Origin of the sequence: Sphingomonas sp. 1F27F7B (assembly GCF_005503355.1) — a bacterium.
GTDB lineage: Bacteria > Pseudomonadota > Alphaproteobacteria > Sphingomonadales > Sphingomonadaceae > Sphingomonas.
In genome coordinates, this window is record NZ_SCMK01000037.1 from 1 (window position 1) to 23,104 (window position 23,104).

General features: G+C 63.9%; 22 protein-coding genes. 15 read left to right on the plus strand and 7 right to left on the minus strand.

The window, feature by feature from the left end:
• The 3 genes from FFS08_RS23880 to FFS08_RS22115 all read left to right on the plus strand — a co-directional run.
• A partial coding sequence (locus FFS08_RS23880; protein ID WP_212742064.1) for a hypothetical protein occupies positions 1 to 189 on the plus strand: 189 nt, incomplete at its 5' end.
• 64 nt (positions 190 to 253) lie between these two features.
• Positions 254 to 805 (plus strand): recombinase family protein, encoded by a 552-nt coding sequence (locus tag FFS08_RS22110; protein ID WP_349304138.1) that lies wholly within the window; start codon positions 254 to 256, stop codon positions 803 to 805.
• On the plus strand, positions 754 to 1,452 hold the full coding sequence (locus FFS08_RS22115; protein ID WP_249341256.1) for an aminotransferase-like domain-containing protein: 699 nt from the start codon (positions 754 to 756) through the stop codon (positions 1,450 to 1,452). The genes FFS08_RS22110 and FFS08_RS22115 overlap by 52 nt, the downstream gene beginning before the upstream one ends.
• Before the next feature lie 167 nt (positions 1,453 to 1,619).
• Here FFS08_RS22115 and FFS08_RS22120 read toward each other — a convergent pair whose 3' ends face one another.
• The 3 genes from FFS08_RS22120 to FFS08_RS22130 all read right to left on the minus strand — a co-directional run bounded on the left by FFS08_RS22120 (position 1,620) and on the right by FFS08_RS22130 (position 3,148).
• Entirely contained in the window at positions 1,620 to 2,372 is a 753-nt protein-coding gene (locus FFS08_RS22120; protein WP_249341257.1) for a DUF6796 family protein, read from the minus strand.
• A gap of 98 nt (positions 2,373 to 2,470) precedes the next feature.
• Entirely contained in the window at positions 2,471 to 2,692 is a 222-nt protein-coding gene (locus FFS08_RS22125) for a hypothetical protein (protein WP_137864647.1), read from the minus strand.
• A 24-nt stretch (positions 2,693 to 2,716) separates the two neighbouring features.
• Entirely contained in the window at positions 2,717 to 3,148 is a 432-nt protein-coding gene (locus FFS08_RS22130; RefSeq protein WP_137864648.1) for a hypothetical protein, read from the minus strand.
• A gap of 225 nt (positions 3,149 to 3,373) precedes the next feature.
• Here FFS08_RS22130 and FFS08_RS22135 point away from each other — a divergent pair, with 225 nt between their 5' ends.
• The 6 genes from FFS08_RS22135 (at position 3,374) to FFS08_RS22160 (ending at position 11,041) form a co-directional block, all read left to right on the plus strand.
• The gene (locus tag FFS08_RS22135) at positions 3,374 to 3,880 is read left to right on the plus strand and encodes an RNA polymerase sigma factor (protein ID WP_137864649.1); all 507 of its coding nucleotides are present in this window, start codon (positions 3,374 to 3,376) and stop codon (positions 3,878 to 3,880) included.
• Between the two features lie 66 nt (positions 3,881 to 3,946).
• Entirely contained in the window at positions 3,947 to 4,924 is a 978-nt protein-coding gene (locus tag FFS08_RS22140) for a FecR family protein (protein ID WP_137864650.1), read from the plus strand.
• Between the two features lie 127 nt (positions 4,925 to 5,051).
• On the plus strand, positions 5,052 to 8,600 hold the full coding sequence (locus tag FFS08_RS22145) for a TonB-dependent receptor domain-containing protein (RefSeq protein ID WP_171012767.1): 3,549 nt from the start codon (positions 5,052 to 5,054) through the stop codon (positions 8,598 to 8,600).
• A gap of 10 nt (positions 8,601 to 8,610) precedes the next feature.
• Positions 8,611 to 9,195 carry a biliverdin-producing heme oxygenase gene (locus tag FFS08_RS22150; RefSeq protein ID WP_137864652.1) on the plus strand — a complete coding sequence of 195 codons (585 nt, stop codon included), beginning with the start codon at positions 8,611 to 8,613 and terminating at the stop codon, positions 9,193 to 9,195.
• A gap of 84 nt (positions 9,196 to 9,279) precedes the next feature.
• Complete coding sequence (locus FFS08_RS22155) at positions 9,280 to 10,071, plus strand: energy transducer TonB family protein (protein ID WP_137864653.1); 792 nt, start codon at positions 9,280 to 9,282, stop codon at positions 10,069 to 10,071.
• 205 nt (positions 10,072 to 10,276) lie between these two features.
• Entirely contained in the window at positions 10,277 to 11,041 is a 765-nt protein-coding gene (locus FFS08_RS22160; protein ID WP_171012773.1) for an APH(3') family aminoglycoside O-phosphotransferase, read from the plus strand.
• 46 nt (positions 11,042 to 11,087) lie between these two features.
• Here the strand turns inward: FFS08_RS22160 and FFS08_RS22165 are convergent, their stop codons facing one another.
• The 3 genes from FFS08_RS22165 to FFS08_RS22175 form a co-directional block, all read right to left on the minus strand.
• Positions 11,088 to 13,607 (minus strand): TonB-dependent receptor, encoded by a 2,520-nt coding sequence (locus tag FFS08_RS22165; RefSeq protein ID WP_171012768.1) that lies wholly within the window; start codon positions 13,605 to 13,607, stop codon positions 11,088 to 11,090.
• 73 nt (positions 13,608 to 13,680) lie between these two features.
• Positions 13,681 to 14,607, minus strand: coding sequence for a FecR family protein (locus tag FFS08_RS22170; RefSeq protein ID WP_137864656.1), 927 nt, complete (start codon positions 14,605 to 14,607; stop codon positions 13,681 to 13,683).
• Between the two features lie 12 nt (positions 14,608 to 14,619).
• Positions 14,620 to 15,108, minus strand: coding sequence for an RNA polymerase sigma factor (locus FFS08_RS22175; protein WP_137864657.1), 489 nt, complete (start codon positions 15,106 to 15,108; stop codon positions 14,620 to 14,622).
• A 212-nt stretch (positions 15,109 to 15,320) separates the two neighbouring features.
• Between FFS08_RS22175 and FFS08_RS22180 the strand changes: the two genes are divergently transcribed.
• Complete coding sequence (locus tag FFS08_RS22180) at positions 15,321 to 17,666, plus strand: penicillin acylase family protein (protein ID WP_171012769.1); 2,346 nt, start codon at positions 15,321 to 15,323, stop codon at positions 17,664 to 17,666.
• An 85-nt stretch (positions 17,667 to 17,751) separates the two neighbouring features.
• Positions 17,752 to 18,807: an alpha/beta fold hydrolase gene (locus FFS08_RS22185; protein ID WP_171012770.1), complete on the plus strand. Its 1,056-nt coding sequence runs from the start codon at positions 17,752 to 17,754 to the stop codon at positions 18,805 to 18,807.
• A 118-nt stretch (positions 18,808 to 18,925) separates the two neighbouring features.
• Here the strand turns inward: FFS08_RS22185 and FFS08_RS23735 are convergent, their stop codons facing one another.
• On the minus strand, positions 18,926 to 19,546 hold the full coding sequence (locus FFS08_RS23735; protein ID WP_171012771.1) for a hypothetical protein: 621 nt from the start codon (positions 19,544 to 19,546) through the stop codon (positions 18,926 to 18,928).
• Positions 19,547 to 19,708: 162 nt separating this feature from the next.
• On the opposite strand from FFS08_RS23735, the gene FFS08_RS22195 reads away from it, so the two are divergent.
• From FFS08_RS22195 to FFS08_RS22210, 4 genes are read left to right on the plus strand one after another with little or no spacing between them, the layout of a single operon-like run.
• Positions 19,709 to 19,957, plus strand: coding sequence for a hypothetical protein (locus FFS08_RS22195; RefSeq protein ID WP_137864660.1), 249 nt, complete (start codon positions 19,709 to 19,711; stop codon positions 19,955 to 19,957).
• A complete protein-coding gene (gene hxsB, locus FFS08_RS22200) occupies positions 19,954 to 21,366 on the plus strand; it encodes a His-Xaa-Ser system radical SAM maturase HxsB (protein WP_137864661.1) in 1,413 nt (470 codons plus the stop codon). The genes FFS08_RS22195 and hxsB overlap by 4 nt, the downstream gene beginning before the upstream one ends.
• Positions 21,363 to 22,445 (plus strand): His-Xaa-Ser system radical SAM maturase HxsC, encoded by a 1,083-nt coding sequence (gene hxsC / locus FFS08_RS22205; RefSeq protein WP_137864662.1) that lies wholly within the window; start codon positions 21,363 to 21,365, stop codon positions 22,443 to 22,445. Before hxsB ends, hxsC begins: the two co-directional genes overlap by 4 nt.
• Positions 22,442 to 23,065 carry a peptidoglycan-binding protein gene (locus FFS08_RS22210; protein WP_137864663.1) on the plus strand — a complete coding sequence of 208 codons (624 nt, stop codon included), beginning with the start codon at positions 22,442 to 22,444 and terminating at the stop codon, positions 23,063 to 23,065. The genes hxsC and FFS08_RS22210 overlap by 4 nt, the downstream gene beginning before the upstream one ends.
• Positions 23,066 to 23,104: the final 39 nt, after the last annotated feature.

Sequence of the window (23,104 nt, forward strand, 5' to 3'; positions counted from 1 at the left end):
TTCAAGATCGCGATGATCTGCTCTTCGCTGAACCTGCTGCGCTTCATTCTCGTCCGACTCCTTTGCGTCGGACTCTACTCAAAATCGGTCACATTCCAGGGGCGCACGTCAATGGGAAATCCGTTTCCATTATCGGCGCGAAGATTTCGGTGTTCCCACGAAAACGACATTCCGACCTCCTTCCAATAGAAGATCGATTGTTTATCACGCCGCTATTAAAGTATGGCGGCAGAGTTCGGGGATCGAAGTGCGCGTGGATCCAGAACAGTCAGCACCGACGCGTGCCGCGCAATATGTGCGGATGTCGACGGATCATCAGCGTTACTCGACCGAGAACCAAGCCGAGGTCATCGCCAGCTACGCCGCGCGCCGGAACTTCGAGATCGTCCGCAGCTACGCAGACGAGGGGCGCAGCGGTCTCAACATCGCAGGGCGGGACTCGCTCCGGCGTCTAATATCGGACGTGCAGAGCGGCGAGGCGGACTACGAGGCTGTGCTCGTATACGATATCAGCCGGTGGGGCCGCTTTCAGGACGCCGACGAGAGCGCCTACTACGAGTTCATCTGTCGCGAGCGTGGCATCAATATACACTATTGCGCCGAGCAGTTCGATAACGACGGCAGCCTGCCCTCCAACGTCATGAAGAGCATCAAGCGCGTCATGGCTGGCGAATATAGCCGGGAGCTTTCGAGCAAGGTCCCGTCCGCGGCATCGATGTTCCCGCGGTTGGCCGCCTTCTCGAAACGGAGCGGGTGGCTGCGTTTGCCATTGCCTCAAGCTTCAACAATCCGCTCGGCTCGATGATGGCCGAAGCCGACAAGCGGGCGCTGCTCGATCTCCTGCAACGGCATGACATCCCGCTCATCGAGGACGATGTCTATGGCGATCTCTATTTCGGCCTGGAGCGGCCTAAGCCATTCATCGCGCTCGATGGGGGTGCCAATACGATCTATTGCAGCTCGTTCTCGAAGAGCCTGGCGCCCGGCTACCGGATTGGCTGGATCGCGGCGGGCGGCCGCTCCCACGAGGTGATGGAGCGCAAGCTTGCCTTCAGCCTGTGCGGCGCTGTCCTGCCACAGGTCGCGCTCGCCGAATTTCTCGCGAGCGGCGGCTATGACGCCCATCTGCGCCGTGTCCGCCAGTTGCTGCAGGGAACGCTCGCGAGCATGGCAGATGGGATCGAGGCAAGTTTTCCGCCGGAAACGAAGATGAGTCGTCCTTCCGGTGGTTTTGTTCTGTGGCTCGAATTGCCGAAGCCTTTCGATTCACGCGCGCTCTTCGACCAGGCGCTCGAACAAGGCATCTGTTTCGCGCCCGGCGACGTGTTCTCGGCCAGCCGGCGGTTCAGGAATTGCCTCCGCCTGAGCGCCGGACATGGCTGGGACGAGCGGATCGCGGATGGAGTGCGCCGTCTGGGCTTGCTCGCCCACGGATTGCTCTCGGCCGGATAGCTCGATCCACACGAACTCGGAGCTTTGCTCTCGCGCCGCTGAGCCCATAATCCAGGCCCGCGCGAACGGGCACGACATGGCTCGAAACAGGCTCTAAGAGCGCAACGTGCCCAGGCTGCACCCCAACAGCCGATGGCCCTCTTTCAAAGCAGCCATGATCCTGTGGTTCACCCGTCGCAGTTGGGCCTTGCGGCACTAATGGGTTGGACCGCACCGTTCCAGAGCAGCGCGGTCGAAACCACATAGAGGACCAGGAAACCGAGGTTGAAGGCCGCGCCGGCCAGCCAAGTCGCAACTGGTTCGGGCGCTACGAACGCAAGTCCGGTCCCGATGCCGACCAGCGATACCGGATTCGCGATCAGCGCAAACCAACGCGGCCAGGCCGTCATGCCCAACATGATCGCAGCGCCAAGCCCGAGAAGCGCCAGTCCGAGCGTGGCTACCGGCAGCAACCAGGCGACGCGCAGCACCGTGTCGAACTGCGCACCCAGGCCGAGCATCGCGGGATGCGCCTCTGGCGGCATCGCAAGCATGGTCTTGTAGACCATCGCAACATAATAGAAGCCGGCATGGCCCAATGGCGACCACGCGTTGCCGCAGACGAATAGCGCGAAGATCGTCCAGGACCAGGCCCTTCCCGCCGGACGCAGACCCTGAAGCAAGTGCCAACATCCGGCGAGATAGAAAACTATCCCGACATCTGCGACCAGCGCTCCCGCCGCCAACCGCTGTTCGGAGGAAGGCAGCATGCGATCAAGGCCATTGAACGGTATCTGGTCCGTATAGGTGCCGAGCAGCAGTTGGTACGTACCGGGCGCTGCATGCGCGCCCAGAAGCAGTGCATCGCCCAAGGTCCAAAGGATGGCGCCGAGAATCCCGGCCGCGCCCGCACTCCGAACGGCAAGAAAATCCCTTGTCACGCGCACTCCCTTCGATCAGCGGGCTTCCCGTATGCCAAGCATGCCGAGTGTGGTTCCATGATCGGTAGCTACGGAAGCGTTCGCGCCAAGTCCGCTGTCTAGTGCTTGTCCGCTTCGCCAAAGAGCCAATCGAGAACGTCCTTGTCGGTGGGCCACCACCATAGCAGCGCGCCAGCAAGCGCGATTCCCGAAATCGCCGCGATGGGACGTGCACCGTCGATCCAAACAATGCGGAGCCACAGGTTCATCAGCGCCAGCCCGAAACCCGATCCTGCAACTAGGACTCCGATGAACCGGAGGATCCTCGGCGTGTTCTTCAATTTTCGCATCTCCGACCCGCACATTCAAAATGGAAGATCGCCACCCGCAATTGCTCCGGACCTCGCCCCAACGTCCTCGGTGAGCGGCCAGTCTCGCGATGCCAGGTTGAGCATGATCCGCACCGAGCAGACCGCGCAGTGGAGGTTGCGGGCGGCAGCGGGATTGCAGGACAGACAAGCTGCTCTCGTCCTCGCGCCAGCGAGCAACGACAGCAGCAGGTGTTCGTCCGCGCTCTCATGATCCAGCCCACCTCCGATCATGGGGCGACCGAGCGCGATCTCGAATAGCCGCAGGAGACTGTCGAACACCGGCGCGAGAATGGCGAGGTTCGACGGTGCGAGAAGCCGGAATAACGCTGCTTGCAGCGGGCGCTCCTGCAACCTCGCCTGGTGCCAGGAACGCGCAGACCGAAGCACGAGTCGAGCATGGATGCCAAGGGCATCAGCATTGTCCACGAGCAATCTTCCATATTGCAACTAATTATCATTATTATCTCAAGGGCGTTAGTGCAAGCGTGGTTCGTCCGGCGCGGGCGAAGTCTGCGAACGATTTCGCATTATCCAGCACTCGGCCCGATATCCGGTGGAGGGGTTAGGAAGCTCGCCCCCCGGGGGCAGCGTCCGCGCACCGAGGCACGGCGCCTTATTGCGAATAGATCGCAATATCTCTAGGTGCTCGGCATGCCGACCAATGCGCGCGCTATTTCAAGGCTGATCGTCGCCGAGCGGCCGTCGCTGCTCCGTTTCGTCCAGCGCATCGTGGGAAGCGGAGCCAACGCCGAGGATGTGACGCAGAGCCTGTGGCTGCGTGCACAACGAATCGCGGACGTTCCCCCGATCGCCAACCCGCGCGCCTATCTCTACAGGCTGGCCGCAAACCTCGCGATCGACCATCTGAAGAGCGAAACGCGGAGATCGCAGGTCGACATCGAGGCGCAGGCATTGCTCTGGGGCTGTGATGAAATATTGGCGGCGGACCGAGTGATGATCGCCGGCGACACGCTGGTACGAGTGGAGGCCGCGGCCCGCGCGTTGCCCGAGCGGACGCGGCGCATCTTCGAACTCCATCGCTATGAAGGCCTCTCGCAGCGGGCCGTCGCCGAACGGCTGGGCGTTTCGACCACTACAGTCGAGAAGCATATGCGACGGGCGATGCGGTTGCTTGCGGCGGCACGTGATGGAGAATGACGAAGATACGCATCCGGAGGTTGGGCATTTGCACGCACGAATAGTCATCGTTGTGGAGAGACACCGATGAAGCAATCCCAGGACAATGAAGATGCGGTCAACGCACGCGCGCGCGACTATGTGCTGCTACTCGCTTCCGGAAAGGCCGGAAACGCCGATCTGCGCGCGATCCGGCACTGGCTCACCGATACCGCCCATGCGTTCGCGTTCGAACGCGAGCGTGCCTTCTGGCAGGACCTGGAATTGCATCGCGGCCTCTTTGCCGAACAGACCGTCATCGCACCACCCGCACGGCGTGGACGGCGGCGAATCGCCGGCCGATGGCGCGCCCAGTTCGGCAAGCGCGCCGCTGCGGGTGCCGCGGTCGCATGCCTCGCACTCGCGCTGGCCGGGCCGGATCTCGCGCTACGCCTGCAAGCGGATCACATGACGGGGACCGGTGCGATCCGTACCGTCACGCTTGCCGACGGGTCGACGGCGGTGCTCGACAGCCGTTCGGCCATCGCGGTTGACTACCGGAGCGGCGAACGACGCGTGACGCTGTTACGCGGTCGTGCTTGGTTCAACGTCTCGCACGGCGACACGCGGCCGTTCCGCGTTATTGCGGCGGGCGGCATGACTGAGGATATCAGCACGGCATTCGAAGTCGCGCGTGAGGATACGGATGCAGTGGAGGTCGCCGTGAGCGAGGGCGCCGTGCGTGTCGCTGGAACCGAGGGCGGAGCGGCGCTTCGCCTCGGAGCGGGCGATCGCGTCAGGTACGCCGACGGCACGGCTGCGCGGATCGCGACGGTGCGGACCGATCGCGTTGCCGCCTGGCGTCACGGCGAGTTGCTGATCGACCGTCAGCCCCTGGCCGAAGCGATCGCCGAAGTGAAACGCTATCGCACCGGGCCCGTCCTCGTCCTCGCCAACCTCGACACGGCGAAGCCGGTCAGCGCGGTGTTCCGCACCGATCGCCCTGACGACGCGCTTGCTGCGCTTGCCGCGGGCGCGGGCCTCCGGCTCACCCGCCTCCCCGCCGGAACCATCATCATTCGCTGAAAAATAATACGCCCCGGGGTTGGGCATTCACCACCGGCATCGGTCTTTCATGCGACAAAGATGCAAATGCATCTCAAGTGCATTAACCGGCGCCGCATTGTGTGGCGCCGCCGAACCAGGGGGAATCATGCTTCGTTCGCATTCCGCGCTTTCCAGTGCCGTTCGCTGCCTGTGCGGTGTCAGCCTGTTCACGCTGCTGCCCGCAACCGCAGCCTTTGCGCAGGATGGCGGCACCGCGACTTCTTCCGCACGCGATTTCGATATTCCGGCAGGTACGCTTGATGACGCGCTACGCCTGTTCGCTCGCCAGTCGGGCGTGCAGGTGTCGTGGAGCGGGATCGACGGCACCGCGATCCGCACTGCCACGGTGCGCGGCCGCCTGCCCGCAGCTTCGGCGCTGAGCCGCCTGCTCGAGGGCACCGGCCTCACCTATCGGTTCACCGCGCCAACATCGGCGATCCTCGAGCGCGCGCCGCAGGCGACCGCGGGAACGATCCAGCTCGGCACGCTGCGCGTCGAGGGCGCGGCCGGCGGCGGCAGCGCGTTACCGCGCGCCGGCGGAATCCCGGATTTTGCTCCGGCCGATCGCAATTTCCGCGGGGCGCAATCGACCGCCTATCGCGGGCAGGAGCAGATCGAGCGTTTTCGCGGCACATCGCCCGGCGACTTCCTGTCCGGTATCCCCGGCGTGCTCAATGGCGACAACCGCAATTCAGGCGCGCTCGACGTCAATATCCGCGGCATGCAGGGCATGGATCGCGTGCCTGTAGTCATCGACGGGTCGCTTCAACAATCGACCGTCTATCGCGGCTATTCCGGCGTCGCCGGGCGCACCTATCTCGACCCCGACCTGATCGGCGAAGTGACGATCGAGAAGGGGCCGAGCGCATCGGCCGACGGCGTCGGCGCGACCGGCGGGCTGGTCCGCGTCGAGACCGTCGGAGCGAAGGATCTGATCGCGCCCGGCGGGACCTTCGGCATCCAACTGCGCGGCGGCCTTACCGGCAACAATGTCGATCCGCCCGCGACTGCCACGCTCGGCACCGGCAACGGTACGCGCGAGCGGTTCGACCGCCCTGGCCTGCTCGAACTCAACGGCTTCAACCTCAGCGTCGCGGCAGCGGGACGGGTCGGCGATTTCGAGCTGGTCGGCGCAGTCGCGCGGCGCAAGACCGGCAATTATTTCGGCGGCGAGCACGGCACCGTTCCGCCCGGCGGCATCAGCGTCACCGGCGGCGTGCTCCACCGCTACAATCTCGGCGAGGAGGCACTCAGCACCTCGCAGGACAACACCTCCATGCTGCTACGCGGCGTCTGGCGCTTCGGCGACGGCATGGGGCTCGATCTTTCCTACATGCGCTATGAGAGCGATTTCGGCGAGATGATGCCGTCGCAGATCCTGCGGTTCGGCGGGGCAATGCAGGCGCCGCTGAGCCGGACCGAGGTGGATACCTATACCGCGCGCTTCCGCTGGGATCCGGCGGACAACGACCTCGTCAACTTCAAGGCCGATCTCTGGGCGACCAGCAACTTCACCAGCATCGAGACGCTCTATCGCTACATGTTCCCCGATGGCACGGTGCGGATCGACGACGCCGCCTATCAGAGCCAGTCGGACCGCTGGGGCGTCAACCTGTCCAACCTGTCCGCGATCGAGGGCGGGTTCGGCCGGGTCGAACTGAATTACGGCGCATCCTACACCCGCGAGCGCCTGACCCCGCCCAAGGGCTGGAAAGACTATAAGAGCAACTCGGGCTACACCGCATTCGTCGAACCGCGCGACGGCTGGCGCGACGAGTATAGCGCGTTCATCGCGGCGCAGTGGAAGCCGAACGCCTGGGTCACCTTCGACGCCGCGCTGCGCTACACCAACACCGAATCGCACGACAACAACCTGGTCGACATCTCGACCGGTTCGGGCACGCGCGCGACCGGCTATAATCACGAGAAGAATGCCGGGTTGGCGCCGATCCTCGCACTCCTGATCGAGCCGCTGTCCGGGTTGCAATTCTATGCCCGCTATGCCGAGGCGATCCGCAATCCAAGCCTGTTCGAATCCACCACCGGCTTCTCGTTCTTCCCCGATCCGCGCAATCCGGTGCGGCCCGAACGCGCGCGCACGACCGAGCTGGGCATCAACCTCCAGCAAGCGTCGCTGATCGCCCGCGACGACCTGCTGCAGGCCAAGCTCGCCTATTTCACTAACGACATCGACGACTATCTCACGCGCGGCATCAGCGACGGGCTGACCTCGGTGGTCAATATCGAGAGCGCCCGCTTCCAGGGGATCGAGGGCTCGCTGCGCTACGACAGCGGCGGCTTCTTCCTTGACGCGGGCGCGACCTGGTACACGTTCCGCGAATTCTGCGCGATGGACGGCCTGTGCCGCGAGGGCGGCACGGTGAACAGCTATGTCCCCGCGCACCTGACGCCCAAGTTCAGCGCGACCGTCAATGCCGGGGTGCGCGCGTTCGACGAGCGGCTGGAACTCGGCGCGCGCTACACGCATGTCGGATCGCGCGACGCCCCGGTCATCACCTGGGGCGGCAGCCTGTCCACGGTCGAATGGACGCCGTATGACCTATTCGACCTGTACGGCAGCTTCGTGATCGCCCCCCAACTGAAGCTCAATCTCGCCGTCGATAACCTGACCGACCGCTATTATATGGACGCGCTGACGCTGGGGCTGATGCCGTCGCCGGGACGCACCGTCCGGCTCGGAATTACGGCGGGCTTTGGCGGCCCCAAGCGCACGCGCTCCGCAGAGGCGCGGCATATGGCAGCGGGGGCGCTTGAAGCCAATTCGATCCTGCCCGAATTCAATGGCGACTGGTCCGGCCCCTATGCCGGACTTCAGGCCGGGCATGCCTTCCTCGGCACCAGGGGCGCCACGACCGCGGGTAATGGCACGGCTGGCGGCATCCCGGCGACCGAATCCGCGCGGACGCGCCTCAACGGCGCCACCGCAGGCGCCTTTGCCGGCTATAACTGGCAGACGAACGGCGCACTGGTGTTCGGTGTGGAAGGCGATTTCGATCTGACCCGCGCGTCCAAGCGGCAATATGCCGTGTCGACAGAGCTTCTGATCCCCTATTCGTGCCGCACGCTCGGCGTGTGCGACATCCGCAACCAAGCCGATACGCATTACGATTTCGACTGGATGGCCAGCCTGCGCGGCAGGATCGGCTATGCGACCGGTCGCGCGCTGCTCTTCGTGACCGGCGGCCTCGCCCTGCTGAAGGAAAATCAGACCCGCACGCAATATCGCGATCTCGCCGACCCCCAGAATATCCGCCCAAACAATCCCTATGGTTCCACTTCGGCCGCGACCTTCTCCGAAACCGACAGCGCGACACGCAAGGGCTGGACCGCGGGAGCAGGCATGGAAATCGCGCTGGGCGACAGCTGGTCGCTACGGGGCAGCTACAGCTACAGCCGCTTCGGCGAGAGCGAGTTCCGCTTCGACGATGCCCGCGCCGGCGTGGGCATTCCGCAGATCCTCCGCCAGTATATCTACACCGATCCGGTGACCGGCCTCCCGGCGATCAACCCGGCGACGGGGACGCTCTGGGCGTATGAGAAGCGCCCCGGCACCTATGACAGCGTCAATGGCCGCCGCGCGCGCAACAGCGCCGAATTTCACGCCATCCGCCTCGGCATCGGCTTCCGCTTCTGATGGAGATTGCATGACCTGCGCTTCCGAACCTTCGCGCGCAAGGCGTCTCAAGCAACTCACCCACGAGGTGCATGAGACGCTCGACCGCTCGATCATGGCTGCGGCCTCATTCGATACGCTGCCCGGCTATGTCCGGTTCGTCGAAGTCCAATACCGGTTCCATCGCGACATCGCTGCGATCTATGCCGATCCGGCGCTGTCGACATTGCTGCCCGGGTTGGCGGCACGGTGCCGGCTCGAGCTGATCGAGACGGATCTTGCCGACCTCGGACGCGGGCTTCCCGCAACCGAGCACCCGGCCTTTATCCCCGGCGCGGTGAAGATCCCTGCCGCGCTTGGCTGGCTCTACGTCGCCGAGGGATCGAGCATGGGGGCAGCGCTGCTGCGCAAGGCCGCGGCTAAGCTCGACCTTTCCGATACCCATGGTGCCCGGCACCTGGCGCCTGCGCCCGAAGGACCGGCGGCGCACTGGCGCACTTTCACGGCAGCACTCGACGCCGTGACGCTGTCCGATGCTGAGGAGGCACAAGTGGTCGCGGGTGCGAAAGCGGCCTTTGCTCAGGTACAACGCCATGCCGACCTCGCATTTGCCTGAGGCGCCCGAGCGCGCGGCGCTGGCCGGCTCTGCATTCTGGATCGTCCGGCAAGCGGCACCGGCGAGCGAAGGGACAGACGCGTGATGACGCTCGCCAATATCGTTTCGAGGGACGTCCCCTCCACTCCGGGTGCGTTGTCGGCCGAAACCTATCCCATGCCGCCGATCCCCGCACCGGATCCTGCCACCTCGCGATACAGTGACCGACCCCTCGGCTGGCGCATCCGCGCGTCAGGTGCGGGCGGCGCGACAATGGTGCTGCTGACGATGGTCGCTGCGGCGCTGGTGTCCTGGAACATTGCCGCTCTACCCACCGCCAAACCCGCGCCGCTTGTCATGGAACTCCTTCCCCTCGCCGCTCCGCCCGAACCAGTCCATGAGGTGCCCGAAGGGCCGGCACAGGTGGAACAGGCGGCCCGCAAGCCCGTGAAGGCGGAACTGCCGGAAATTCCGGTCATCGTCCCTCAACTCGCACCCCCGCCGTCACCCACCCAACCGCCGGCGGAATCCTTGGCCCAAGTCGATCCGATACCCGAGACCACAGCGCCCAAATCGCACCCCGCCCCGCCTGCGAGCAGCGTATCGAGCGATCAGCCCGTAAGCTGGGAGGCGAAGCTGCTCGCGCATCTCGAAAGGCATCGGCGCTATCCCGCGACATCACGGGCGCGCAGGGATCAGGGCGTTGCGCATGTCCGGTTTCGCATGAACCGGGCGGGACGCGTGCTGGAGGTCGCGCTGATCCGTTCATCGGGCATTCCCGAACTCGATCGCGCAGCGCTGGCGACGATCCGCCGCGCACAGCCATTACCGGCAATCCCTGACGACCGGCCGGATCCGCTCGACCTATCGGTACCGGTCGAATTCTTCCTACGATAGGAATTTGTCCGCTTTGGGCGGCTATCGTTCCGAAGGGAGGGACCGCGATTGGGGCGCGTTGCGGTCAGTCGCCGAGTATCTCTGGCACAAGCACCCCAGGCTTGAAGGGCGATGGATCGGAACCTATTTGGCAGCCGGCTCAGAACCCCGGAACCCCATGTCGCCGCTCCAAGATACGCCGTCCGTAGCGGATGCAATACGTCCGATGTCGCGTGCTTGGAGCCACCGGCTGCAGGGGTATGCATGGCACGCTCAGACCATTGGCTGTTCGGAAGCAGAGGTGTTTCGCCTGACCGGCGAAGGCTTGCCCCCCTTGTTCGTGAAATCCGAACCGATCAGCCCCTTTGCCGAGCTTCCGGGAGAGATCGACAGGCTGCGTTGGCTCACCGGCCAGTCCCAGCTTGCGCCGAGCGTCGAAGCCGAGGCGGAAGAGGACGGGCGCCTGTGGCTGCTGATGTCCGAAGTGCCGGGCCGTGACCTCGCCAGTTCCCCCGATCTTTCCCCGTTGCAGATCGCCGAGATTGCTGCAGATGCGCTGCGCGAGCTCCATGCGCTCGACGTCGCGCTCTGCCCGTTCGATCAGCGGCTCGCCGCCAAGCTCGCTCAGGCCGAGGCCAATGTCGCAGCCGGGCGCGTGGACGAGGAGGACATGGACGACGAACGGCTTGGACGGACTGCAGCGAGTGTCCTCGAAGAGGCGCTTGCACTACGTCCCGCCACGGAAGACCTCGTGGTCGCGCACGGAGACGCCAGCATGCCCAACCTGATGGCCGAACATGGGCGCTTCACCGGCTTCATCGATTGCGGCCGTCCCGGCGTGGCCGATCGGCATCAGGATCTGGCGCTGGCCGCCTGGAGCATCGAGTTCAATCTCGGAGCCTCCTTCGTCCGACCATTTCTCGCGCGCTATGGCGGTCCGGTCGACCGGGCGCGCCTGCACTATTACCGGCTTCTCGACGTGCTCTTCTGATCTCATCGACAGCCCACCGCCACCATGACCCGCTTCAAATGTTGCATTAGAACGAGGCGGAGATTGAGGCTCCAATCGTCCTTGGCTGAAGGATGCCGGCGGCATAGGGGATCAGCCCGATGGCGGCGGGACTTGGTGCGTTCGCCAGCGGCGCGATGCCAAGCACAGCGCGTTCGTTCGTGACGTTTTTCGCGAAGAGATTGAGCGACCATCCGCCCTTCGTAACGCCAGCCCTCAGATCGAGTATGTTGTAAGATGGAAGCGTGGCGCGGTTCGTGACGGGCCCCGCCGGGGTGGGCACGAATTCCGCCTTGCGGTCGCCCTGGTAGTGGTAATTCGCCCCCACGAAGGCATTCAAGGTGCCAAGTGTCCATTCATAACCAACATCGGCATTGCCAGCCCAGCGCGAAACGTTCGGTAGTCTTTCACCGGCGAAGCCGCCGATGGACGTTGGCGCATCCTGCCGCAGTTCGGCATCCGTATAGGTGCCACTTAGCGATACATTCAGTCCCTTCGTTGGCCGGAGCGAGAAGGTCGCCTCGACGCCTTGGCTCCGCGCCTTTGGGCCGTTCACGACGTAGATGAAGCCGTTGAGCTGCTGGGTCACCTGAATGTCCTTCCAGTCGATCCGGAAGGCCGCGACATCGAACGACAACCGACGGGCGAGGAGATCCCCCTTCGTGCCGATTTCGTAGCTGGTGACCGTGTCCGGACCAAAGGTCGGCGGCTTGCTGGCCGCAGGTAACCCGATGTTTGGCCCGCCGGGGCGATAGCCCGTGCTGATGCGGCTGTAGGCAATCATGTTGGGTGCAAGTCTCAATCTCGGATTGATGAGGTAGGTCCAGCTGTCATCGGCCGACCTGTTCCGAAAATCGATGGATGCCCCGCCCAACAGAAACCCGGCTTGAATCTCATGGAAGCGCTGATTGTTCTTGCTGTAGCGGCCTCCCACCGTGACATCGAAGCTCTGCGTGAAATGGTAGGTGAGGTCGCCGAAACCCGCGATCTCGGTGTAGTGCGACGGCCCGCGATAGAAGAAGATATCTTCCGTTGGCCCCGTCTTGCCGGTCAGCGGGTTGTAATAGCCGCCGGTGGCGGGATCGAACGGCAATAACCGCTGCTCGGTGCGCGCGTACTCGCGGGTATAGTAGAGTCCCGCTCGCCATTCGAGCGACCGACCCGATGGGGATTGCAGCCGGATCTCCTGGGTGAATTTGTTCTGGTGAATGCGCTGCTCCAATGCCGCGCCAAGCGGCACGCCGAAGGCGGCCGAGAAGGCGGCGCCATAAGTGTAGCTGAGATCCCCAAGGTTAACCGAGTCGAGAGTCGAGTAACTGGTCGCCGATATGAGATCGGCCCAGCCCAGGTCCCAGTTCACCGTGCCGCTGTATAGCCGGTAACGGGAATCGATCGGCGAGTTGATGAAACGCTGCTGCCGCAGGTCGCCGTAGATTGGCTTGAGAGCGTAATAGTCGACATCCTCGGTCGCGAGATTTCGCGTCTTCAGGTTCTGCACGACGGCCGACAACCTGACTTGCAAGCCGGAGCTGGGCTTCCAGAGCAGCGTTGCCCGTCCGCCATAGACGTCCGATTCGTTGATATCGTGCAGACCTCGCCGAACATCGTCGATATAGCCGGGATCGAGCCGGCTGTAGCCCGTGATGCGTAGCGCAAGCTTGTCAGAAACAATCGGCACGTTGAGCATGCCACTGACGTCATAGCCCGTTCCACCGTCTGCCACGCCGACTATGCCCGCCTGGATGCGCCCTTCCATGCGGGAGAGGTTCGGAGGCGTTGTGACATATTTGAGCACGCCTCCCAGCGAGTCGGCTCCGTAGAGCGTGCCCTGGGGGCCGCGCAGAACCTCGACCCTGTCGAGGTCGCGCGGATCGAAGTCCGGGGTGTTCGTCGCGCCGGTGGTAAAGATCGTGCTGGAGCCATAGGGAACTTCGTCGACATAGGTGGCAACGGTCGAACTGAGCTGGCCAGCGCCCGTGGTCAGCCCGCGAAAGATGATCTGCGTGTTCCCTTGCGCGAAGGACACAATGTCCACGCCGGGGACCTTGTTGAGATAGTCGGTGAAGCGAACATCCTGCGCGCGCCGGAACTGTTCCCCGGTCCGTACGCTGATCGACTGCGGGACATCGTTGGCACGCTCCGACCGCTTCGTCGCGGTGACGACGATGTCGGCGGTATCTGTCGCGTCCGCAGTCTGTTCGTCGCGCGCAGAATCCGTGCCGGTCTCCTTCCCCATGCTAATGATGAGCGCGCCGGTGGAGTCGATTCTCACCGAGAGACCCGAATTCACCAGCAGGCGCTGGGCGGCCTCCTTAGCCGTCAAGGTTCCGCTTACTGCGGGCGCCGCGCGCCCGCGCATGGACTCGGGTCGGAAGAGGATGTTCGCGCCGGTCTGACGCGCCAGTTGGCGGAGCGAGTCGGCGAGCGACTGCGCCGGAATGTCTATGCGGTGCGCGCCTTGCTGTGCCGCAGCCGGCGTGGCGGCCGCCGCGATCGCGATACCGGAGATTCCGATAGCCCAGTTCCAATGACGGGTGTTGAATACCATTATCGCCCCTCCCCGCAGCATTGTCGCCGCGAAGAAAGGAGACGGATGACCTCGGTGTTTTCCTCAGTTGCGCTCAGCGGCGGCTTACAACAATGCCCTGCTCGGTCTCGCTGACCCGGACGGGAAGCAGTTCCGCGATCGACCGCGCGAACGCTTCGGAGTCTCCAGTCTGGTAGCTTCCGCTTATTCGAAGCGCTCCCACTCCCGGATCCCTTATGATCAGTTGGCGCGGCTGATAGCGATTGAGTTCAGTGACCGCATCCTCGAGCGTGTCGTTGTCGAACACCGCTCTCCCGGTCTGCCAGGCGGTGGCCGCCACAATCTCCGGCCGGTCCGCCACATAGCTGGTTGCCGCCTCAGCCATGCGCAGCCGGTCTCCGGCCACCAGCATTCGGTCCGCGTCCGGGGCACCCGGGCGCCGCACCAGCACCTTGCCTTCCACCATGGTCACCGAGACCAAATCTCCTTGTCGGGCTACGTCGAACGCGGTGCCAACCGCAATGACCTCGCGTGACCCCGCCGCAACCACGAACGGCCGCAGCGGATCCTTGCTGACAATGAAATTGGCTCGTCCCCGGATGAGATTAATCGAGCGGCGCTGTTCGCCCATCGAAACCGCGACCTGCGTGTCCGCATCGAGCATAAGGCGCGACCCGTCGCTTAACACGAGCCTTTCCTGCTCGCCGATCGCGGTCTCGAAGCGTTGTGTTCCAGGGCGGTTCAGCAGGATGATCCCGCCAGCGATCGAGGCCATTGCGACCGCACATCCGCCCGCAATGATTGCGCGTCGCGAGATCGCGGGACGCGCAGCGTGGACCTCAGCCTCGCCAGACGCGTCCCACAAAGCCGTCAGGCTCTCAAACGTCTCCTGGTGGCGCGCGTCCTCGGCGAGCCAGACCTGGAAGCCCTGGACGTCGGCCGGAGTGCGATCCTCCGAGTGAAGGCGCGCTAGCCAGGCGGCGGCCTGGGCGTTGATCTCCTGGCGTGTCGAACCTGTCACCGCGATGCGCCCTCAATCTTCGGCGTGCTCAAGGAGATGAAGTGCGGCTTTCGCAATATGTTTCTCGACAGCGCTCACCGTGATGCCGAGCTGAGCGGCGATCTCGCGATACTTCATGCCTTCGGCGCGATGCATCATGAAAATCTCACTGGTCCTCGGGCTTAGCTCCTTGAGCAGACGCTGAACCCTTTCAAGACGTATGCGGGCGGCAATTACCTCATCTTGCAACGGATGATCATTCGGGACGTCGGCGAGATCGAACAAACCCACCTGCAATTCATGTCGGTTGTCATGGCGCCGTCTTACGTCGACGGACACGTTCACGGCGGTCCGAATGAGGAAGGCCGTCGGATTCTCCACTGGATGTCGTCGCGCATATTCGCTGAGCTTCACGAACGCCGAGTGGAGATGGTCCTCGGCCCGTTCGGGGTCGCGGGTGGCACGCGCGATGCGGCGAAGCAGAGCGCGCCAGCCCGATCGATCCTTCGGTAGTTCCGCCATCGCCTCTCCACCTCGATCGTCGGCCAGGCCCCGCTGAATAGGGGAGAAAAAGCGACGGCGGCAACAAGTTCCTAGTTCCGTGGCGTGCTGAGGGTTTCAGGCCCTGAAACGTCGAAGGTTCGAATGAAGACTGGCGATCGGAGCGGATTATGGCGGAGCGGGTTGGAATATTGAGGGCCTGGCGTCGGATGCCGATACTCGGACTGGTCGCGATGGCGGCAACCGCATCCGCCGGCAGCGCCCGTCAGGCGCATGCAACTTCCGCGGCGAACAACGTCGAGATTACCTGGACCGCGCATGGCATCCCGCACATCGTCGGGCGAGACTTCTTCGGGCTCGGCTATGGCTATGGCTACGCCGCAGCGAAGCTCGACATCTGTGGGCTGGCCGATGCGTTCGCGACATTCTCCGGCAGGCGCAGCGCCAAATCCGGGGGGCAGGCGCGGGACGTTGTCCGGATCCTGGGGCGACGGCCGATCACCAATGATGCCAGCGACGCGACGCGCCACCTGATCAACGACGAGGGCGTACCGGCGACCGCCGGAGGGCAGATGAGCCCAAGAGCGCGCGCGCTGGCGAAAGGGTTCGCCGCCGGATTCAATCGCTATGTCCGGGAGATTCCTCGCGCCAAGCTGCCAGCGGCATGTCGAGAGAGCGGCGTGGTCGGGCCGATCACCGCCACTGATGTCCTGAACCGGTCGCTCGGCGTCGCGACCCTTTTGAGTTCCGGCCTCCTGCAGAACGAGATGTTCAATGCGGCTCCGCCGGGGCGAGCTCCAGATGACACGCCATCTTCAGGAGGGCCACCCGCCGCAGCGACCCCTGCGGGCAGTAACGCCTACGCCTTCGGTAGGGAACGCACAGGCGGAAGTGGACTGCTACTCGGCAATCCACATTTTTTCTGGGACGGGCCCGACCGCTTCATGCAGGTCCACCTGACAATTCCAGGGCAGTATGACGCGATGGGCGTCACGCTACTTGGCGTGCCGGTGGTCATGATTGGCTTCAATGCTTCGCTCGCCTGGACTCACACCGTCTCGTCGGACGTGAGGGGTGTTGTCTACGAACTAAAGCTCGATCCTGCGGACCCCACGCGCTATCTCGTCGATGGCCGGTCGGAGCCGATGCAGCGGCGCACGGTCTCGTTTCCATCGCGTGACCCCGACGGGCGGCGTGCAACCCTCAGCCACGACTTCTGGATGACCCGCTTCGGCCCCGTGGTCGTCGGTCCCGCGACACCCTGGAACCGGGAACGGGCCTATGCGCTGGCGGACGCGAACGGTCGCAACGATCGTCTGCTCGACCAATGGATCGATATCGGGCGAAGCAAGACGGTGGGCGAGCTCAAGGCCGTCCTCGACCAGGTCAATGGGCTGCCATGGGTCAATACCATCGCGGCGGACCGCGACGGGAACGCTCTCTATGCCGACGTCTCGGTGACTCCGGACATTGATGCCGGGAGGGCTGAGACATGCCGTCCGAAAGGCGGTTTCCCGCTTGCCACCTATCTGATGCTTCTTGATGGAAGCCGCAGTGCGTGTGCCCGACCTGACATGGCGGCGCCACCGCTCCCTCCCGCGGCCAAGCCCTGGCTGATTACGCGGGACTATGTCGAGAACTCGAACGCAAGCCACTGGCTCGTAAATCCGCGTCATCCGCTGGAGGGGTTCTCGCCCGCCATTGGCATGGAACGGACGCCGCTCAATTTCCGCACCCGGCAGGGTCATGTCCAGGTCGCAGGCATCGACCCCATCACTCCCGCTATCGTGAAAGGAATGCTGTTCGAGGGAGCATCCCTGCAGGCCGACCTTGTCGTCCCCGGCGTGCTCGAGGCTTGCCGCCGGACGTCGGCGGTCACGCTCGGCGACGGAACGCGGGTCGATCTGGCCGATGCCTGCCGCACGCTGTCGGCATGGAATCGTCGCTACGACCTCGACAGCGAGGGCGCCCATCTCTTCTCGATGTTCGTCGCACGCCTTCGCAGGCCGGGAGCGGAAGATCTCGCAGGCGACGCGGCGTTGTGGCGGGTTCCGTTCGACCATCGCTCGCCACTGGATACGCCGCGCGACTTCGACTCAGATAATGCGCGCGTTCCAATGGCGCTCGGGGAGGCAGTACGCGCGCTCACCGATGCGAAGATTCCTCTCTCGGCGCGCCTCGGCGATGTCCAGTTCGTCGTGCGCGATGGCATTCGCGTGCCCCTCCATGGAGGGGCGACGTTCAGTGCGCTGTCTGCCACGCTCATTCCGGGTGTTGGCTTCACCGATCCGGTCAACCCCTCGAACTCCTACATCCAGGTCGTCACTTTCGACGCAAGCGGCCCCGTCGCCGACGCGGTCCTCGCCAGTTCCCAGAGCGCCGATCCGGCATCTCCATTCTTCGCCGACCAGACCTGGCTCTACTCGCGCAAACAATGGCTCCGCCTACCGTTCAGTCACCGTGACGTTGCGCGAGCCGCGATCGGACCCAAGACCGTGCTGCGAATCGAGAGGGATGGCGGGGCTACCCCCTCCCTTGCGCGAACACCGCATTCAGAGGACGTCAGTCTTCAGCGATAGCCCGGGAAACGATCAGCAGGGCGTCCGCGATATGCCGCCCGAACAGTAATCCGATCAGGACGGCGAAATGACCGAGAGACCACCAATGGGTACGACCACCAAGCCGCAAAGACTATGGCGCTGGCTGAAGCGGCTGGGCATCGGGATCGGCGCACTGCTGATCGGGTCGCTCGTCGTCGGCGTCGTCTATGAACAACTCGCGCGTTACCGCGCCGCGCGGGACTATCCACCACCAGGACGGCTGGTCGATATCGGCGGGCGCAGAATCCATATCGATTGCCGTGGTACGGGATCGCCCACCGTCATCTTCGAGAGCGGACTCGATCCGACCGGGTCACTGAGCTGGGATCGAGTGCATGACGTGATCGCGCAATCCACGCGCGCCTGCGTCTATGATCGGGCCGGAGTGATGTGGAGCGATCCGACCCCCGGCAGGCAGGACGGCGAGACGGTAGCGGACGATCTTCATGCGACGCTGACCGGCGCCGGGATCACGAGTCCGCTGGTGATGGTCGGGCACTCGCTCGGCGGCGCCTATGTCATGAATTACATCCGCAGATATGGCGCACAGGTCAAAGGGGTGGTGTTCGTCGATGCCTCGCATCCCGATCAGGCGACGCGGATGAGCAATCCCAAGATGGAGAAGGCGACGGCGAACGCTGCCTGGGTACAAAATGTGCTGGTCGCGACGACCTGGACCGGGCTGGTGCGCGCGATTTCGCCCGAACTGAAAATCCCGGGGATCTCCGCGCGGACCAAAACAATCGGCGCTGCATATCAGCCGCAGACGATTGCTGGATCGATGAAGGAGTTCGCTTCGCTCAACACGATTCTCGCGCAGGCGGGCAAGCTGCGCACTCTGGGTGACCGACCGCTGGTGGTACTGACGGCCTTGGAACCCTATCCAAGGGAGATACTCGCCGCGACAGGCCTCACCCCGGCCGAAGCGGCGCAAATGCAAACGATCTGGCGCGAACTGCATGCCGAGGAAGCGCGCTGGTCAACGCGGTCGCAGCAGGAATTGGTGCCGGATTCAGGTCATTTCATTCAGGACAAGCGCCCCGATTTGGTGATCCGAGCCGTACGCGATGTGGTGGCAATGGTCCGCGCCGATGTCGTCGATCAGGCGAAGAGCCAATAGCAAGGCCGCGCAATAGCTGCTGACAGATCATCGGCTGAACGAATGGCAGGTTTCGGGATCGACCGCGCGATCGTTGAACGACAACAAAGAGGGCGCAAAGCCGACAGGTCCAGGCACATCAAACATCCACCTCATCGATCACATTCTCCGTCGGGATGTCGGAATCACTCTCGGGGCCGTCTTCAGGCGAACGCACTGTTGTAGGCTTCGCCTTCGGGGCCAGTGCATCTGTACGCCGTTGCAATGCCTCAAGGCGCTTATCGGCGTCCTCGGCCGCCTCGCCGGCCTTTGTCGCCAACGCGAGATAGCGCCCGGCTGCCGCCTCCGAGCCAAAATATTCGATTTCCGTGTTCAGGCCCGCGGTGTCGACGCCGTCGGCTGCCTTTACAGCCAGCATGTCGAAACCGCCGCACAAGTCGAGCTTGGCCCAGTTGAAGGCGCGGCTCAGCGCGTCATAGCAATTCTGGCTGTAGATCATTGCCCCCGATAGACCCTCGGCCTGCAGGACCGCGCTCAAGTGCTGGCGGCCCTTACGCATGCTAGCTGCGTCAAGCGGCGCGACCGACGCAGAGGCGGAAAGCTCCATCGCCTCAATCTGGTTGCTGAGCGACGGGGAGACGAAAGACTGCGCAGTCTTGTCCTTGGACGATGAACACATTCCGATCATCAGCAGCAATCCGAGCACTGCAAGGACAGCAATCCAGCCATTAGAAGCAGTGTTCGAGTTTGCTGCGGCCATGCCTATCCCCCAGGAAACTAGCCTATGGCAGCGACTTCGAAGCTTCAACCTGCAAGTCAAAGCAGCGATTCTGTCCATAATGGATGTTTTGCTTCCACATCAGACACAAGTGCTTGTTGCCCTTGATTCTTGTGGCTAACCTCTTGTTTGGGGGAGAGAAGCATGGTGGTTTCGATACAGCTGAGGATCGACGACGCGTGGCGTGACGCGGCGGGTTCGGCCGTGCATTGGCTGCCGGGCTTCTATCCGCATGTGGAAGTGACACTCGAAAACGATTTGGTCGAGCTCCGCTCAGACGATCATAATAGCGCTGGCCTCGCGGCAATCTGGGCGGCAGCGCTCGCCAATGAGCTGCTGCTCGCCCGCGGCAATACCCGGCGCGCAGCGGCCTTCTCGACATTGGCAACATGAGCTTCATACCGCTCCGCACGCGACACTTGGGCGAAGAGCAGGTGCTGTGTGTCCAGGACACAGGGCAGTTCTTTCGCACAGCGCCGCCATTCCTAGCTCGGCTGGTTGATGAGCAACTGTCCGCCAACGACGATGCGTTTCTCACTGGCGAGGGCCATTTCCTCCACGACGGTGATGCTCTTGGGCAGGCCGCCTACCTTTATGGGCTGGCTGAACGCGCCGACCATGCCGGGCCGCTCGACTATCTGATTCTGGTGCCGACGCTGCGCTGCAATCTCAGCTGCAGCTATTGCCAGGTATCACGCGCAGGCATCCATCAGCCCGGCTTCGATTGGAGCGACGCCACCCTCGAGGCGGTACTGGCACTCCTCGACGGCCTGCCGGGCGAACGGATCAAGATCGAATTCCAGGGCGGCGAGCCGACGCTCCGCCCCGACCTGCTGCGCATGGTGATCCAACGCTGTCAGCGCTTCGGCGAACGCCAATTCGTCATCTGCACCAACCTCCAGACCGTCGACGACGAGATTCTCGCGCTATTCGACCACCCCGAGCTCTATATCAGCACGTCGCTCGACGGGGACCTGCTCACCCATCGGCGCCAGCGCACCGCCACCACGGCGGCGACCGATCAGTTCCTCGCCAATCTCGAGCGCGTCATCACGCGCTACGGCGCCGAGAAGATCTCGGCGCTGCCGACGGTAGATCCGCTCGCGCCGCCGCCCATCGATACGCTGATCGACAGCTATGCGGGCCTCGGGCTCAACAGCATCTTCCTGCGCCCGATCAACTATCAGGGTTTTGCGCGAAAGCGCCACCGGGACTCGCGCGAGCAGTCGGAAAGCTGGCGGGCCTATCATGAGGCGTTCGTCCGCGCGCTCATCGCGCGCAACTGGGCCGATCGCAGCCGCGTGATCGAGGAAACCTATACCAGCATCTGCCTGCGCCGGATTTTCCAGCCCGGCACCGACCGCCATGTCGACCTGCGCAATCCCAACCCCCTGGGACAGGACTATGTGGTGATCGACCATGACGGGCTGGTCTACCCAACCGACGAAGCACGGATGCTTTCGCGCTCCGGCGTGATCGACCTAGCGATCGGCGACGTCCGCTCGGGCTGGACCGGCGAGCGGCGCGATCTGCTCAATGCCCATAGCTCGAACTTCGACGATCCCGCCTGCCAGCGCTGCGCCTATCAGCCATATTGCGGACGCGACATCGTCGATGATCTAGCCCGCTATGGCCGTATCGATGTGCCGCGGCTCGACACCGAATTCTGCCGGCGACACCGGCATCTATTCGACCTGCTGTTCCGGCTGATTTACGAGGATGATCCCACGGTTCGCTATTCGCTGAGCCGCTGGCTACGCCTCGACGGCACGCCGCCGGCACTCGGAATCTCGCACCTGTGATCGAGCTCACGCTTCCCGCGCTTGCCGAAGCCGAACACCCCTTCATCGCCCGGCTGCGCACGCGCCGCAATGCCATGACCGGTCCGGATGACGCGATCCTGTGCGACGAAGACGACACCGGCGCGACCTTCGCCGGGGCGCACGGCCTGCTGGCGATCGACGGCCTGTCGGCGCAAGCCCTGGACGGTGATGTGGTCCTCGTCCAACCGGATGGGGGCCGCATCGAGCGGCTACTGCGCGCGGGCTCCCCGCACAACACCCTGCTCGTCACCGAGCGTTGCGACCAGCTCTGCGTGATGTGTTCGCAGCCGCCCAAGAAGACTCATGTCGATCGCTTTGCCCTGTTCGAGCAAGCCTGCCTGCTCGCCGAGCCCGACAGCGTCATCGGCATCTCGGGCGGCGAACCGACACTCTACAAGGCAGAACTGCTCGGCATGATCGAGCGGGTGCTCACCGCGCGACCCGACCTTGCTTTCCACGTCCTGACCAACGGCCAGCATTTCCAGAGCGAGGATATCGCCAGGCTGCGCGCGCCGCTCTTCCGCCGCATCCTGTGGGGCATCCCGCTCTATGCGCACGACGCGGCGCTGCACGATCATATCGTCGGAAAGCAAGGCGCCTTCACCCGCTTGGAGGAGAGCCTTGCGCACCTGTTGCTGAGCGGTGCGCGCGTCGAACTGCGCACCGTGCTCGTCCGCGATAATTTCGAGGTGCTGCCCGAACTCGCCCGCTATCTCGCCACGCGGCTGCGCTTCATCCACGCCTGGTCGATCATGCAGCTCGAGCATGTCGGCTTCGCCCGCAACCGCTGGCGCGAACTCTATGTCGAGCATGCCCAGGATTTCAGACCCATCGCCGCGGCCCTCGACCACGCGAAACTGCACGGCGTGCCGGCACACCTGTTCAACTTCCCGCGCTGCACCGTTCCCGCGCCCTATCGCTATCTCGCTGCCGCCTCGATCTCCGACTGGAAGCGCAAATATGTCGAGGCCTGTGATGGTTGCCGCGAACGCGAGGCCTGCACGGGTTTTTTCGAATGGCATCCCGATGCCGCGACTGAGGGAGTTCATCCTCTATGAAGCGCACGCGGTTCCTGATCCCCAGCTTGTTTGCCGCCGGTTTCGGCGCGCACGATCAGGCCTCCGCCGTCACTGTCCAGTTAAACACGGGCGGCAATGGCGATCCCGACCGCGCGACCTTGTTCGACATCTTCAAGCAGGGCCATATGGTCACGCTCGCCCAGCATCGCAGCCATTCGAGCCATCGCAGCCATAGCAGCCACCGCTCCGGCAGCGGCGGCCACTACAGCCATACAAGCCACACCAGCCATCGCTCGAGCACGGGAGGAGGTTATGGTGGCAGCTATGGCGCGCCGACCTATACCACGCCTGCACCGACGCCGGCCCCGGCACCACCAACGCGCTACTTGCCGTTGCGCAGTGCCCAGCCCGGTGAGGCGACACCGCCGCGCGCCGACAGCCAGCAGGCGCTGAGTGGTCGGACCGAACGATTCAAGTCGATCGTCAAACGGGTCCAGATCGCACTGCTCGCCCAAGGCTATTATCAAGGCGCGATCGACGGAGTGGTCGGCCCGGGCATGCGCGCAGCGATCCGCAAATTTCAAGCGGCGCGCGCCTTGTCGGTGACCGGCACGATTAATTCGGAGGTCCTCGACGCCCTTCGTGTCTCAAGCGAATGACGCCGCCTAAGCACCTCGAGTTCGAAGTGCGCTTGTCAT